The organism is Luteimicrobium sp. NPDC057192, assembly GCF_042670205.1.
Taxonomy (GTDB): domain Bacteria; phylum Actinomycetota; class Actinomycetes; order Actinomycetales; family Cellulomonadaceae; genus Luteimicrobium.
On sequence record NZ_JBHUWD010000001.1, the window covers coordinates 174,477 to 187,543 of the forward strand.

The window sequence follows — 13,067 nt, forward strand, 5'->3', positions numbered from 1 at the left end:
TCCTCTGGGTCGCGTGAGGCGAGCATAGTCTAAATAGACGGTAGTCTGACGGGTGTGCCCGGATCTCTCCTCAAGAACCCCGTGATCGTCTCGGTGCTCGGCCTGCTGGTTGAGCGACCGCTGCACCTCTACGCGCTCTCCCACGAGCTGGATCGTCGGCTCGACGCGCAGGGGCTGCCGCTCGGACGCGGCTCGCTGCGGAACGTCCTGACGGCGCTCGTGGAGGCGGGCTGGGTGGGCGTCGACGAGCGGGAGACGCCGACCGGGACACGGTCCGTCTTCGCGACCACGGAGGCGGGGGTGCGCGAGCTACGGGACCGCGTCGAGCGACAGATCGCCGACCCGCGGGCCGACCACGACCACATGGCGCAGGCGGTCGCGTACCTCGGACTCCTCGACCCGGCGGACGCAGCGGACCTGCTTCGGCGCCGAGCGGCGGAGGTGCGGGCGATCATCGAGGCCATCCGTGCGGGCATCGACGCCGCAGGCGCCGCGGACCTGCCTGAGCTCTACGTGGTGGAGGGCGGGTACGCGCTCGCGCTGCGCACCGCCGAGGCGACCTGGCTCGAGGAGACCGCCCTCCGCATCCAGGCGGGCGAGCTCGCCTGGCCCGCCTCGTAGCCGGGCCGCGTCAGGCCAGCGCCGCGGCGACGTCGGCGTGCAGGCGCAGCAGCGGGACCGTCCGCTCGGCCGGTCCGCGTCCGAACCCGCACTCGGTCGCGATCCCGAACTCCGGCACGGCGGTCCGGGCTGCGGCGGCACGGCGGAGCGCGCCCTCGACGCCGTCCTCGTGGTGCACGAGCCCGAGGAAGACGGTCGCGCCGTCGGGCCACGCGGCGTCGGCCAGAGGCGCGAAGTAGGCCTCGTCGTCCCGCTCGATCGGGACGGGCAGGTGGATCCAGTCGACCCGGCGCTCCACGGTGCGGGCGATGCCCGTGACGACGTCAGCGAGCGTGCTCGCGTCCTTCGGCTGGACGAAGTGGTGCTCCTCGACGTCGCCGTAGCAGAGGTGCCAGCCCAGGGAGACGTCGTCGGGCACGGCGGCGGCGTAGCGGGCGGCGCGCTCGACGACGCCGGCCAGCACCTCGGCAGGCTCGTCGGACCACCACGCGCGCATCCGGTGCCCGCGGATCTCCACCCGCTCCAGGAGCCCGAACTCGAGCGCGGTGTCCCACTGGATCGCGAGATCGTCGTGGGGGACGCCGTCGAGGATGCGAGCGAGCTCGGCGAGGACCGCCCGCTCGTACACGGGCTCGACGGGGGCCTTGGCGTCGTCGGCGAAGAAGCTCCCGACCACGCCCGCCGCGGTGGGCAGGGAGACCTGGAACCGGACGCCGGCGGGGATCACGCCGCCGTCGCGCAGCCGGGAGAACGTCGCGTACGACTCGAGGGCGGCGTCCGCGTAGCCGAGCGGCGGGAGCTCGAGCGACGCGGCGTCGATGCCCGGGGCGAGCGCGATGGGCCGGTTGTCGAAGAGGCCGCGCAGCAGCGGGCCGGGCTCGCCGGTCCGCACGAGGCCCGGCGTGGCGTCGAAGCGCGACTTCTGGAACTGGATCCAGTAGAAGCGCTCGCCGACCTCGCCGTCGGGGATGCGGGCCACGCCGTCCCCGAGGGTCTCGGCGACGACACGGAACACGGACTCGGCGTCGGGCTGCGAGACGCTGCCGACCAGGTGGGAGAGCACGGGCACGTCCCCATTCTCGGTCACGCCGACGACCCGCGCGGATCCCCGGTCGGCGTCGGGGACGAACGTCGCGCGACGCCCCGCGGACGACGCGGCGAACGTCCGCGGAACATCGCACCAACTCCCTCCCGCACCGCCGCGCGCGCCGACATACTCCGGCTGTGCACGACGAGATCTCCCGGCTTGCCCGCAACGTCGCGTCCCGTCCCGGGGCCGCCCTCGCCGGTGTCGTCGGCGACCTCGCGCAGCCCGTCCTCGTCGTGGGGGCGACCGTCCCCGTCGGGCAGCTCGAGGTCCTGTTCCGGCGGCCCGAGGTGTCGTGCGTCGTCGTCCAGGACGAGGACGAGCAGGCGCGTACCGGCATCGTCACGCGGGCCGGACTCGCCGCGGCGCTGACCGGTCGGCTGGGGTACGGGCGTGCCGTCCTCGACCGCAAGCCGACGTCGTCGATCGCCGACTGGTCGCCGCTCGTCGTGCCGCCGGGGCTCCCGGTGTCCGAGGTCGCGCTCTCCGCGATGGCGCGCGTCGACGAGCGCCGGTACGACGACGTCCTCGTCGCCGGGTCGAGCTGGAGCAGCGCGAGCACCGCCGACGTCATGCGCTCGCTCGTCGCGGCCCTCACCGACCGGTCGACGCACGACCCTCAGACCCGGCTACCCATGCGCGCCCCGACCTGGCACGCACTGGCCCACCGGTGCGGGCTGCTGCGGGGCAGCGGGACCCGCGTCGTCCTGCTGCTGCTCGACGTGCGCGACATGGCCGGGATCAACGCCCGCCACGGGCAGGGCGGGGGAGACACGATGCTGCTCGCCCTCGCCGCACGGCTGCAGGCGGCGCTTCCCCGAGGCTGCGAGGCGGGACGCGTCGACGGGGACCGGTTCGCCGTCCTCGCGACGCTTCCCGCGATGGACGACATCACCGCCGCCGCCTCCGCGGACGCCCTGCGGCAGCACCTGCTCCGGGAGCTCGCCGTCCCGCCCGAGGGCGTCGAGCCCGCGCTGTGGCCGGTGCTGCACTCGTCGGTCGTGTGGTCCGTCGCTGGCGCCGGGAACCCCGACGAGCTGATCCGCGAGGCCGAACGGCGCCTGCTGCGGTCGGCGGCGGGGCTCGCCCGGGCGTCGTGACCGGCGTCGTGCCTACGGTGGGGGCATGGTGCACGACGGCCGCCGGACGAGCCCCCGCCGGATCACGGACCTCGCCGAGGGTGAGGTGTTCGTGTTCGGGTCGAACGCGTCCGGGGCGCACGGCGCCGGGGCCGCGCTGACGGCGTACGAACGGTTCGGCGCGGTCTGGGGCCAGGGCCACGGCCTCCAGGGGCGGTCGTACGGGATCGACACGATGTCCGGCTGGGACGCGCTCGTCGCCGACGTCCGGGAGTTCCTCGCGTTCGCGCGCGAGCATCCGGAGCTGACGTTCCTGCTGACGCCCGTGGGTACGGGCATCGCGGGCTGGGACGCCGCCGAGGTCGCGCCGCTCTTCGTGGACGCCCCCGACAACGTGCTGCTGCCGGAGTCGTTCGCGCCGCTCCTCGACCGCTGACCGCGGGGTCGCCGGAGGCCTCTAGGCTGGCCGCGTGACGACGACGACGCCCGCCCCCCTCACCGAGCTCCTCGACCCGGGCTGGGCGCGCGAGCTCGCACCTGTCGAACCGGTCGTGCGCCGGATGGGCGAGTTCCTGCGTGCGGAGAACGCCGCGGGCCGCGGCTACCAGCCGTCCGGCTCGAACGTGCTGCGCGCGTTCACGTACCCGTTCGACGGCGTCCGCGTGCTCATCGTCGGCCAGGACCCGTACCCGACGCCCGGCCACCCGATGGGGCTGTCGTTCTCGGTCCAGCCGCAGGTACGCCCGCTGCCGGGGAGCCTGCGGAACATCTTCACCGAGCTGCACGACGACGTGGGCGTGCCCACGCCCTCGACCGGCGACCTCACGCCGTGGTGCGAGCAGGGCGTGATGCTTCTCAACAGGGTGCTGACGGTCGCGCCGGGCACCCCCGGGTCGCACCGCGGCCAGGGCTGGGAGGAGGTGACCGACCGGGCGATCGACGCGCTCGCGGCGCGCGGCGGTCCGCTCGTCGCGATCCTGTGGGGACGCGACGCGCAGTCGCTGCGGCCTCGTCTGGGCGACATCCCGGTCGTCGCGACGACGCACCCGTCACCGCTGTCCGCGTACCGCGGCTTCTTCGGCTCGAAGCCGTTCTCGCGCGTCAACGAGCTCCTCGCCCAGCAGGGCGCCGAGCCGATCGACTGGACCCTGCCGTGAACGCCCCCGTGGGCGTGGAGCGGACCTGGTACGAGGTCGGCGGGCGGACCGACGACGTCGCGCTGGTCACCGAACGCTTCGCGACCGTCGCCTCCGCGCTCGGTCGGTACGTCGACGAGGCCGACGTCGACCTCCGGGTCGAGCGCACGGATCTTCCGGCCGTCGTGGGGACCGCGATCGCGTCGCTCCGCGCACGGCGCCGCGGACGGTGGGCCCGGCACGTCCACGTGCGGGTGGCCGAGCGTGGCAGGGGGGTCGACGACCCGTCGGACGACCCGCAGGTCCGGCGGGCGCGCGCCGACGTGCGTCGCGTGGCCGCGTACACCCACGTCACACTCGTCGGCGCCGACGGCGCGCTCGTCGCCGCCGTCCACGACGGCCTCGTGACGGCCGCGCTGACCCCGGTCGAGGTGGCGCTCGTGACGTCGAGGCTCGTCGAGCAGCCGAAGGAGATCGTGTCCCCGCCGACCGGGCTCGCCGCGCTGCTGTCGCTCCGCCCGCGCGGTCCGGAGCGGTCGTGACGGCACCGCCCGGAAGGGCCGGCTCCCCCCGCGAGGTGCTGGTCGTCCGGCACGGTGAGGCATACAACACGGTCGCTCCTGACGGACGCCGCGCCGTCCCCGATCCCTCGAACCCGCCGCTGACGGCCCGCGGCGAGGCGCAGGCCGCGCTCGTCGCGACCGTGGTCTCCGCCTTCGCGCCCGACGTCGCCGTCTCGAGCCCGTTCCTGCGCGCCGCGCAGACCGGTGCCGCGGCGCTCGCGGACGTCGTCGTGCCGGCGGAGCTGGACGTCCGGCTGTGCGAGCACTTCGTGTACGACCCGATGCGTGCTTTCGCCGGCATCGACCTCGCCGACTACCGAGCTCGGTTCGGCGGGCTGTACGCGATCGACGACGCCCTGGGGGACCGGGCGAGCTACCCGCCGTTCCCCGAGGACGACTCCTCGGTGACCCGGCGGATCGCGTCGCTGGCCGACGGGTGGCGCGCGCGGCATGACTGGTCGCGGGCGGTGTTCGTGGGGCACGGCGCGACCGTGTCGGAGCTCGTCCGGGCGCTCGTGCCGAGCGCCTCGGTGGTGGCGCCCGACGTCGGGCACTGCTCCGTGACGCGCCTCGTCGAGAGGCCGGACGGGGAGTGGGACGTGGTCTGGCTGTTCGACGTCGCGCACCTCGCGGCGGGGGAGTGAGCCGCTCGCGCGTGGCCATGTGACAGCACTTATATAAGTGCTGTTACGATCCTGTCATGCCCTCTGAGCGCCCCATGCCCGCGCGCCTGCAGCAGGCCGTCTGGCGGCCCCTCACGCTCCTCATGCGGGACCTCGACGACCAGATCGCCTCGCTCTACACGACCGCCGGGATCGAGGGCCTCAAACCCCGGTACTCGCTCCCGCTCGTCTGGCTCGACGAAGCCGGCCCCCTCACGATCCGCGCGCTCGCCGAGCGTTGCGACGTCACGCACTCAGCGATGAGCCAGACGGTCTCCGCGATGCGCGACGCCGAGCTCGTGCGCACCGTGAGCGGGCCCGACGCACGCACGCGCCTCGTCGAGCTCACCGACCACGGCCGCTCGCTCGTGGACTACCTCGTCGACGAGTGGAACGCCACGGAGGCGGCGATCCGCGAGCTCGAGGCCGAGCTTCCGTACCCGCTCACCCGCGTCGTGGACGACATCCACGCCGCGCTCGCCCGCCGCTCGTTCCCCGACCGCATCGCCGCCCGGATGACCCCGCGACGCCCCGCCGCCGCCGGGCCGGACGCAGCGGCCACCGACCCGTCGTGAGCGTCCTCACCGCCCTCGTCGACGTCCGTCCGCTCAAGGACGCTCCCTTCCGCCGGCTGTGGCTCGGCTCGACGGGAAGCCAGCTCGGCAGCCAGATGACCGCCACCGCGGTCATGCTCCAGCTCTGGGACGACACCGGCAGCACCGCGTGGACCGGAGCCGTCGGTCTCGCCCACGTGATCCCGCTGGTGGCGGTCGGGCTGCTGGCCGGGTCGTTCGCCGACCGCCACGACCGCCGCCGCATCGTCCTCGGGGCCACCGTCGCTCAGCTCGTCGTCTCCGGGGCGCTCGTCGCGCAGGCCCTCGCGGGCGGCCTCCCGCCGGCCGCGCTGCTCGTCCTCGTCGCCCTCCAGACGACGGCCGGCTCCGCGGGCGGGCCCGCCAGCCGCACCTTCGCGCCGGCGCTCCTCGGACCCGGTCGCCTCGCCGCGGGATTCGCGCTCATGGGCATGTCGTTCCAGCTCGCCGTGCTGCTCGGACCGGCGCTCGCGGGCCTCATCGCCGGCGTGTGGGGCGTCGCGGTCTGCTACCTCGTCGACGCCGTCAGCTTCCTCGGGTCCCTCTACGCCGTCTGGCGGCTGCCGGCGCTCCGCGCCGAACGGACCGACGCCCCCACGCGCGGCGCGTGGGCCACCGGGATCCGCGACGCCGTCGACGGCCTGCGGTACGTCGGGAAGCACCAGCTCGTGCGCGCAGCGTTCGTCGTGGACCTCGCGGCGACCGTCCTCGCGATGCCGGTCAGCCTCTTCCCCGCCCTCAACGACGAGCGCTTCGGGGGAGCCCCCCAGACCTTCGGCCTGTTCGCCGCGGCGCTCGCGGGCGGCGGGATCGTCGCGAACGTGCTGTCCGGGACGTTCACGCGCCGCGGCAGACCCGGCGCGACGATGCTCGTCGGTGCGATCTGCTGGGGCGTGTTCCTCGCTGCGGCCGGAGCAGTGCAGTCCGGCTGGGCCACCCTGCTGTTCCTGGCCCTCGCGGGCGCCTCGGACACGACCTCCGTGGTGTCCCGCGGGACCCTCGTCCAGACCGTCACCCCCGACGCCTACCGCGGGCGGGTGGCCGCTGCCGAGATCGCCGTCGGTGCGGGCGGTCCGGACCTCGGGAACCTCCGCGGCGGGCTCGTCGCCGGGGTCACCTCACCGACCGTCGCCATGGTCAGCGGCGGGATCGCGTGCGTGGCCGTCGTCGGGGCGCTCGCCACGCGAGTACGCGGCCTGCGGTCCTACCGCGTGCCGATCGAGGAGCCGCAGCCCGTCGCCGGGAGCGGCGTCAGTACACCATCCCCATAGCGGCGCGGACCTCGTCGAGCGTCTTCTCGGCGACCTCGTTGGCCCGGTCGTTCCCGCGGCGCAGCACCTCGCTGACGTAGCCCGGGTCGGCGGCGAGCTCGGCACGGCGGGCGCGGTGCGCGGCGAAACGCTCGTTCACGGCCTCGGTGACGAACGCCTTGAGCGCGCCGCCGCCGCCGTCGCCGATCTCCTCGGCGATCTGCACCGGGTCACCGTCCGTGCACAGCGCCGCCGACGTGAGGAGCGCGGAGACGCCCGGCCGGTTCTCCGGGTCGAACGTGATGTGGCGGTCCGAGTCGGTCGGTGCCTTGCGGATGATCTTCGCGGTCTCGTCCGCGGTCATGCCGAGCGCGATCGTGTTGCCGTACGACTTCGACATCTTGCGGCCGTCGAGGCCGGGGATCTCGGGCGACTCCGACAGGAGCGCCTGCGGCTCCGGGAACACCGGGTTCTTCTTGGCGTAGCGCTCGTTGAAGCGCCGCGCGACGACGCGGGTCTGCTCGATGTGGGGGAGCTGGTCCTTGCCGACCGGGACCAGGTTGCCCTTGCAGAACAGGATGTCCGCGGCCTGGTGCACCGGGTAGGTCAGCAGCAGCCCGGACAGCGCCCGCTCCGACGCCGCCAGCTCGGCCTTCACCGTGGGGTTCCGGAGGAGCTCGGCCTCCGTGACGAGCGACAGGAAGGGCAGCAGGAGCTGGTTCAGCGCCGGCACCGCGGAGTGCGTGAAGATCGTCGACCGGTCCGGGTCGATCCCGGCCGCGACGTAGTCGAGCACGAGGCCTCGGACGTTCTCCTGGATGTTCCCGGTCGTCTCGCGGTCCGTGATGACCTGGTAGTCAGCGACCAGCACCCACGTCTCCACGCCCTGGTCCTGCAGGACGACGCGCGACGCGATCGTGCCGAAGTAGTGCCCGAGGTGGAGCGCGCCCGTGGGGCGGTCACCCGTCAGGACGCGGTAACGCTCGGGGTGCGCGTCGAGGTCCGAACGGATCGCCTCGGTGCGGCGGAGCGACTCGGCGAACGTGTCGGACGTCGCGGTGGCGGGGGAGCTGGCGGTGCTGGACACGTCCCCGAGGGTATCGCGGCGCGCCTGTCTCACCCCCGTGCGTCCACGGGTCGCGCGGCGAGGTAGGCGTCGACGGTCGAGCGGACGGCGTCGTCGAACGGGGTGGGTTCGAGGCCCAGGGCCGCGTCGCTCGCGGACGAGTCCATGACGAGCGGGCGCGTGAACAGGTGGACCATCTCGGCGACGCCGCGCATCTGCCGGCTCCCGATCCCGACGACGCGCAGGACCCACCCCGGGACGGCGGAGACCGTCGGCGCGGGACGTCCGGCGGCGAGCGCGTAGGCGGCGGCGATCTCGCGCTGGCTGCAGGTCGCGGCGACGGGGGCGAACCAGATGCCGTCCGTCGCGCCGTCAGCGGCACCGGTCGAGCGGTGGTGGTCACGGGCGAGCTCGCCGGCGCGAATCATCGCGGCGCCCAGGTCGGGCAGGTAGGTCCAGGAGTGGGGGAGGTCGGCGCGCCCGATCGGCCGCACGGTGCCGCCCGACGTCGCCGGGCCGAGCATGCGATCGCCGGCGTGGGCGTTGGCGCCGGCCCCGGGGCCGAAGTAGTCGGACGCGACGACGCTCGCGGTCGGGACGGGTGACGCGGCGCGCGCGGCCAGGAGCTGCGCGCGCACACCGGGCTTGCCGCCTGTCGCGTCGTGCCGGGTCGCCTCGGTGATGGTGCCGGACCCGTCGAACGCGTACAGGCTCTCCGGAAACACGACGACGGCGCCCGCGGCCTCGGCGGCCGCGAGGACGGTGCGCTCCGCGGCAGGCAGTTCGCGGGCCCAGACCTTCGCGTCGTACGCGGAAGCGTGGATGCAGTAGTGGATGATCTCGGCGTCCTGGACGGCCGCGGCGAGGGCGCCGGCGTCGGTGACGTCGACCTTCCGGCGCTCGACGAGCGGGTGGTCGAGGCCCGAGCCGGACCGGGTGAGGACCCGGACGGGCATCCCCTGCGAGACGTACTGGCGGGCGACGGCGGTGCCGATCGGTCCGGCTCCGGCGATGACGACGGTCATGGTCATGTCCTATCTGTGAGCAGTGCTCTCGGTTGCTGACGACACGAGCATGCACCTGCATCGTCCGAAAAGCAAGAGCGGTGCTCACTTTTGTGTCCCACGACCTCGTGGGGCAGGATCAGGGGATGGCACCCACGCCCCGGCAGCTCGCCCGAGAGCACACGATGCGCGAGATCGTGCGGATCGGCCGCTCCCAGCTCGCGACCGTCGGCCCCGCGGACCTCTCCCTGCGCGCCGTCGCGCGGGAGCTCGGTGTCGTGTCGTCCGCGGTGTACCGGTACGTCAGCAGCCGCGACGAGCTGCTCACCCTCCTCATCGTCGACGCCTACGACGAGCTCGGCGACGCGGTCGACACCGCCCTCGCCGACGCCCCCGGTGCCCCGCGCGACCGCCTCCTCACGGCGACCCGAGCCGTCCGGAGCTGGGGGCTCGGCGACCCGTCGAGCTACGCCCTCCTGTACGGGACCCCCGTCCCCGGGTACGCGGCGCCGGCCGACCTCACCACCCAGCCGGGGACCCGGGTCGTGCTGGCCCTGATGCAGATCGTCGTCGACGCCTCGGAGGCGGGCAGGCTGCAACCCCAGCAGCGCGAGGTCCCGGACGGCGTCCGCGCGGACATGGAGCGCCTGCGCGCCGAGTTCGGCTTCGAGCTCCCGGTGCGGGCGATGGCGGCCGCGTTCCAGCTCTGGTCGGGCCTCTTCGGGCTCGTCTCGTTCGACGTCTTCGACCAGTGGGGCCCCGACACGCTCACCGACCGGGACGGCTTCTTCGACTACCAGGTCGGGCTGCTGGCCGACCTCGTGGGGCTCGCGTAGGCGACGTGCCCGCAGGCGCAGCCGGCCGTCGTCGGGCATGAGAAAGCCCGTGGGCTGGCGGTCTGGTCCCCCATGGAAAGGGAGGACCGCCTGTCGCGGTGGACGATTCCGCGACACCCACGGGCCCGGTGATGGCGTTGGTTTCGCCAGCTCGTCCGGAGACGTGCCGCGCGAGCTAGCGCGCGATCACCTCATGCGTCCGAAGAGTCTTCACTGGTCGGATCACCTCCTTTCCCATGTGCCGACGACGCTACGCCCGCACCTCGTCCCGAGCCAAGCAATTTCGCCGACGGGGGAGCGGTCAGTCCGCGCCCGGCTGGATGGCCTGCGTCTGGAGGAGCTGGACCTTGGTGCTCGTGCACGCCGTGAGGCCCGACGCCTTGACGAAGATCGAGTGCGTCTCGCCCGGCACGTACACGCGCAGGCCGTCGGCCTTCTTCGGCTTGCAGGTGCTCGCCGGGTAGTTCGCGGCCTGGCCGATCCGCAGCGGGGCGTGCGCGTGCCCGTTCGGCAGGAGGGTCACGGTGGCGTGCGGGCTCGACCGGTCGAAGGTCGCTGCCGCGCCGAGCTGCGTGCCGTTGCTGTCACCCACGAACGACACTCCCGGCCAGCCTTGCAGCTGGCAGGGCGCGCTGCCCGTGTTCTTCAGGACGAGGAACGGGAACGTGCTCCCCGCGCCGCCGCCGTCGCCCTCGGTGAGGGTCCCGGTGAGGTGGTCGGCGGTGCAGCGGGCGACCCGCAGCGAGCTGGGCGTCGGCGTGGAGCCGGTGCCCGTCGTCGTGCGCGGCGTGGCGTCCGGGGCCGGGACTGTGGTGGGTGGGGCGCTGTCCGCAGCGCCGGCCGTGTCGGCGGGGGCCGGGGCGGACGTCGGGGTCGACCCGGCGTCAGCGGGCGCGCTCGACGCGGCGCCGCCTCCGTCGTTGTCGCAGGCGGCGAGCGTGCCTGCGCTCAGCAGTCCGACGACGACGAGCGCGACCGCGCCCGTGGTCGTCCGCGCCAGGTGCGGCGCGTGCAGGGGGTGTCGACGAGTCATGCCTCGAGTCTCGTCCCGGGTCCATGAGGGGAGCATGAGGGCGTCCCTCACGGTGTGCTCACGCACCTGTCACCGGCTCGGCGGCGGCGTCCCTCCGGGCGGCAGGTGGAGCGTCGCGCGCAGCCCGCCCGACGGCGCGTCGTCGAGCGTGAGGTTCCCACCGTTGACCCGCGCCGCCCACGACGCGATCGACAGTCCGGACCCCGTGCCGGCGCGCGTGTCGCCCGTCGTCCCGGCGTCGACCATCCGGGAGCGGTCGGCCGCGGGGATACCGGGCCCGGCGTCGGTCACGACGACGCCGTCGCCGCGCACCTCGACGGCGACCGGCGGCCGTCCGTGCCGCAGCGCGTTCTCCACGAGGTTCCGGACCCCGAGCGCGAGGACGTCCGCGTTCGCGCTCACGACCACCGCCACCGGTGGGTCGGGCCGCACGAGGACGGCGCCGGCGTCGTCGCCCGGTCCGGGGCCGTCCGAAGGAGTCCCCGGCGCTGTCCCGACGACCTCCGCGACCACCCGTTCGACGAGCTGGTCGAGCCGCAGCGGCTCGCGGGACAGGTCGGCCGTCCCGACGGCGGCACGCGCCCGCAGCAGCAGCGCGTCCGTGAGCGCGGACAACCGCTGCGCCTGGCGCCGCGCCCCGTCGACGGCCGCACGCTGCGCGTCCGGGTCGTCAGGGTGCTGCGCGGCCCGGTCGACCTCGAGCTGCAGGACGCTGAGGGGCGTGCGGAGCTCGTGCGCGGCGTCGACGAGGAACCGCTCCTGCGACGCGAGCCCCCGGACGGCGGGCCGCATCGCGCGCCCCGACACCACGTGCCCCAGGAGGCTCGCCGCGAGGACCAGCAGGATGCTCGTGAGGACCAGCCGGTCGCGCAGCGTGGCGTGCTCCGCGGCGCCCGGGACCGTCCCGCCGACGAGCAGCACCGCGCCGACCGGCGTCGACGACGTGATCTTCGCCGTGTCGAAGACCGGCGCGACCGCCCAGTGCAGCGTGCGTCCGCGCTGCTGCGGCGCCACGAAGCTCGTCACTCCCGCGTCCCTCTGCTGCGCAGCGATGACGCGACGCAGGTCTGCGTCGGCGGGCAGGGCGTCCTGGTCGGGCTCCGCGTACTCGATCGACGACGGCGTCACGACCCCCAGCACCGACGTCGTCCGGCCGACCTGGGTCGCGTTGAGGCGGCCGAGGTCCAGGGTCCCGGCGTCGTCGACGCTCACGAGCTCGGACAGCGAGCCCGCCTGCTGGCGCAGTCCTTCGTCGAACGCGCTCGTCTGGGCGGAGGTGTCCACGCGCAGCGCGATCACCACGAGCACGCCGAGGCACACGGCGGTCGTCGCGGCGAAGACGATCGTCGTCGTCCAGCGGATCCGGCTGATCCGCCGGCGCGCGGGGCCGAGCGCGGGGTCGGTCATCGCGCCGCCGCGGCCGGTGTCGAGGGAGCGTCCGTGAGCCGGTACCCGACGCCGCGGACGGTCTCGATGAGGTCGGGCTCGCCCAGGCGCCGGCGCAGTTGCCCGACGAGCACGTCCACCACGTTCGAGGACGGCTCCGTGAGCTCGTCCCAGCACCGCTCGACGAGCTCGGTCCGGGTCACGACCTCGCCCGCGTGCTCCAGCAGCACCTCCAGCACCGCGAACTCCTTGGGCGTCGGGCTGAGGAGGATGCCGTCGAGCGTCAGGCGGTGCCGGACGACGTCCAGCTCGAGGCGCCCGCTCGTCAGGACCCGCGCGCGCTCGGTGCCCTGGCGCCGCGCCAACGACCGGAGCCGCGCCACGAGCTCGGGCAGCGCGAACGGCTTCACGACGTAGTCGTCCGCACCGTGCTCGAAGCCCGCGACCCGGTCCGCGACCTGCCCCCGCGCCGTGAGCAGCAGCACCGGCGTGGTGACCCCGTCGCGGCGGAGCCGGTCGACGAGGTCGAGCGCATCCCCGTCGGGGACGGTCCGGTCGAGCACCAGCACGTCATGGTGCGACGACGCGACGAGCACGTCCGCGTCGGCGATCGTCGTCACGTGGTCGACGACGAAGCCCTGGTCGCGCAGCGCTCCCACCAGGGCGGGTGCGAGCTCGGCGTCGTCCTCGAGGAGCAGCAGCTTCACGCGCACCGACTCTACGGCGAGCGCGCACGACGACGGGCGACGCC

At 74.3% G+C, this 13,067-nt stretch carries 15 protein-coding genes; 9 read left to right on the forward strand and 6 right to left on the reverse strand.

Features of this window, described 5'->3' with window-relative positions; all coding sequences use genetic code 11:
* Positions 1-54 precede the first annotated feature (54 nt).
* Positions 55-621 carry a PadR family transcriptional regulator gene (locus ACFT5B_RS00870; RefSeq protein WP_386796079.1) on the forward strand — a complete coding sequence of 189 codons (567 nt, stop codon included), beginning with the start codon at positions 55-57 and terminating at the stop codon, positions 619-621.
* A 10-nt stretch (positions 622-631) separates the two neighbouring features.
* Here ACFT5B_RS00870 and ACFT5B_RS00875 read toward each other — a convergent pair whose 3' ends face one another.
* Positions 632-1,690: a hypothetical protein gene (locus tag ACFT5B_RS00875; RefSeq protein ID WP_386796080.1), complete on the reverse strand. Its 1,059-nt coding sequence runs from the start codon at positions 1,688-1,690 to the stop codon at positions 632-634.
* Between the two features lie 155 nt (positions 1,691-1,845).
* Between ACFT5B_RS00875 and ACFT5B_RS00880 the strand changes: the two genes are divergently transcribed.
* Genes ACFT5B_RS00880 through ACFT5B_RS00910 form a run of 7 tightly spaced genes read left to right on the forward strand, consistent with a single transcriptional unit; the run spans position 1,846 to position 7,012 of the window.
* A complete protein-coding gene (locus ACFT5B_RS00880; protein ID WP_386796081.1) occupies positions 1,846-2,808 on the forward strand; it encodes a diguanylate cyclase domain-containing protein in 963 nt (320 codons plus the stop codon).
* Between the two features lie 25 nt (positions 2,809-2,833).
* On the forward strand, positions 2,834-3,223 hold the full coding sequence (locus ACFT5B_RS00885) for a hypothetical protein (protein WP_386796082.1): 390 nt from the start codon (positions 2,834-2,836) through the stop codon (positions 3,221-3,223).
* A gap of 34 nt (positions 3,224-3,257) precedes the next feature.
* Positions 3,258-3,944 carry a uracil-DNA glycosylase gene (locus tag ACFT5B_RS00890; RefSeq protein ID WP_386796083.1) on the forward strand — a complete coding sequence of 229 codons (687 nt, stop codon included), beginning with the start codon at positions 3,258-3,260 and terminating at the stop codon, positions 3,942-3,944.
* Positions 3,941-4,465 (forward strand): hypothetical protein, encoded by a 525-nt coding sequence (locus tag ACFT5B_RS00895; protein ID WP_386796084.1) that lies wholly within the window; start codon positions 3,941-3,943, stop codon positions 4,463-4,465. The genes ACFT5B_RS00890 and ACFT5B_RS00895 overlap by 4 nt, the downstream gene beginning before the upstream one ends.
* A complete protein-coding gene (locus ACFT5B_RS00900) occupies positions 4,462-5,130 on the forward strand; it encodes a histidine phosphatase family protein (RefSeq protein ID WP_386796085.1) in 669 nt (222 codons plus the stop codon). Before ACFT5B_RS00895 ends, ACFT5B_RS00900 begins: the two co-directional genes overlap by 4 nt.
* 56 nt (positions 5,131-5,186) lie before the next feature.
* On the forward strand, positions 5,187-5,723 hold the full coding sequence (locus tag ACFT5B_RS00905; RefSeq protein WP_386796086.1) for a MarR family winged helix-turn-helix transcriptional regulator: 537 nt from the start codon (positions 5,187-5,189) through the stop codon (positions 5,721-5,723).
* Positions 5,720-7,012 (forward strand): MFS transporter, encoded by a 1,293-nt coding sequence (locus tag ACFT5B_RS00910; protein ID WP_386796087.1) that lies wholly within the window; start codon positions 5,720-5,722, stop codon positions 7,010-7,012. The genes ACFT5B_RS00905 and ACFT5B_RS00910 overlap by 4 nt, the downstream gene beginning before the upstream one ends.
* Here the strand turns inward: ACFT5B_RS00910 and trpS are convergent.
* Both trpS and ACFT5B_RS00920 read right to left on the reverse strand, forming a co-directional pair.
* Positions 6,993-8,078: a tryptophan--tRNA ligase gene (gene trpS, locus ACFT5B_RS00915; protein WP_386796088.1), complete on the reverse strand. Its 1,086-nt coding sequence runs from the start codon at positions 8,076-8,078 to the stop codon at positions 6,993-6,995. The two genes, ACFT5B_RS00910 and trpS, sit on opposite strands and share 20 nt — an antisense overlap.
* Positions 8,079-8,107: 29 nt before the next feature.
* The gene (locus ACFT5B_RS00920) at positions 8,108-9,082 is read right to left on the reverse strand and encodes an NAD-dependent epimerase/dehydratase family protein (protein WP_386796089.1); all 975 of its coding nucleotides are present in this window, start codon (positions 9,080-9,082) and stop codon (positions 8,108-8,110) included.
* Positions 9,083-9,207: 125 nt separating this feature from the next.
* Here ACFT5B_RS00920 and ACFT5B_RS00925 point away from each other — a divergent pair, with 125 nt between their 5' ends.
* Positions 9,208-9,897, forward strand: coding sequence for a TetR/AcrR family transcriptional regulator (locus ACFT5B_RS00925; RefSeq protein ID WP_386796090.1), 690 nt, complete (start codon positions 9,208-9,210; stop codon positions 9,895-9,897).
* Positions 9,898-10,198: 301 nt separating this feature from the next.
* Here ACFT5B_RS00925 and ACFT5B_RS00930 read toward each other — a convergent pair whose 3' ends face one another.
* From ACFT5B_RS00930 to ACFT5B_RS00940, 3 genes are all read right to left on the reverse strand, one after another.
* On the reverse strand, positions 10,199-10,930 hold the full coding sequence (locus ACFT5B_RS00930) for a DUF4232 domain-containing protein (protein ID WP_386796091.1): 732 nt from the start codon (positions 10,928-10,930) through the stop codon (positions 10,199-10,201).
* Positions 10,931-10,999: 69 nt separating this feature from the next.
* Positions 11,000-12,337, reverse strand: coding sequence for a sensor histidine kinase (locus tag ACFT5B_RS00935; RefSeq protein ID WP_386796092.1), 1,338 nt, complete (start codon positions 12,335-12,337; stop codon positions 11,000-11,002).
* Positions 12,334-13,023, reverse strand: coding sequence for a winged helix-turn-helix domain-containing protein (locus ACFT5B_RS00940; protein ID WP_386796093.1), 690 nt, complete (start codon positions 13,021-13,023; stop codon positions 12,334-12,336). The genes ACFT5B_RS00935 and ACFT5B_RS00940 overlap by 4 nt, the downstream gene beginning before the upstream one ends.
* Positions 13,024-13,067: the final 44 nt, after the last annotated feature.

Coding starts and splice junctions, on each gene's coding strand:
- ACFT5B_RS00885 (WP_386796082.1), top strand. CDS start 2,834: ATGGTGCACGACGGCCGCCGGACGAGCCCCCGCCGGATCACGGACCTC.
- ACFT5B_RS00905 (WP_386796086.1), top strand. CDS start 5,187: ATGCCCTCTGAGCGCCCCATGCCCGCGCGCCTGCAGCAGGCCGTCTGG.
- ACFT5B_RS00920 (WP_386796089.1), bottom strand. CDS start 9,082: ATGACCGTCGTCATCGCCGGAGCCGGACCGATCGGCACCGCCGTCGCC.
- ACFT5B_RS00925 (WP_386796090.1), top strand. CDS start 9,208: ATGGCACCCACGCCCCGGCAGCTCGCCCGAGAGCACACGATGCGCGAG.
- ACFT5B_RS00930 (WP_386796091.1), bottom strand. CDS start 10,930: ATGACTCGTCGACACCCCCTGCACGCGCCGCACCTGGCGCGGACGACC.
- ACFT5B_RS00935 (WP_386796092.1), bottom strand. CDS start 12,337: ATGACCGACCCCGCGCTCGGCCCCGCGCGCCGGCGGATCAGCCGGATC.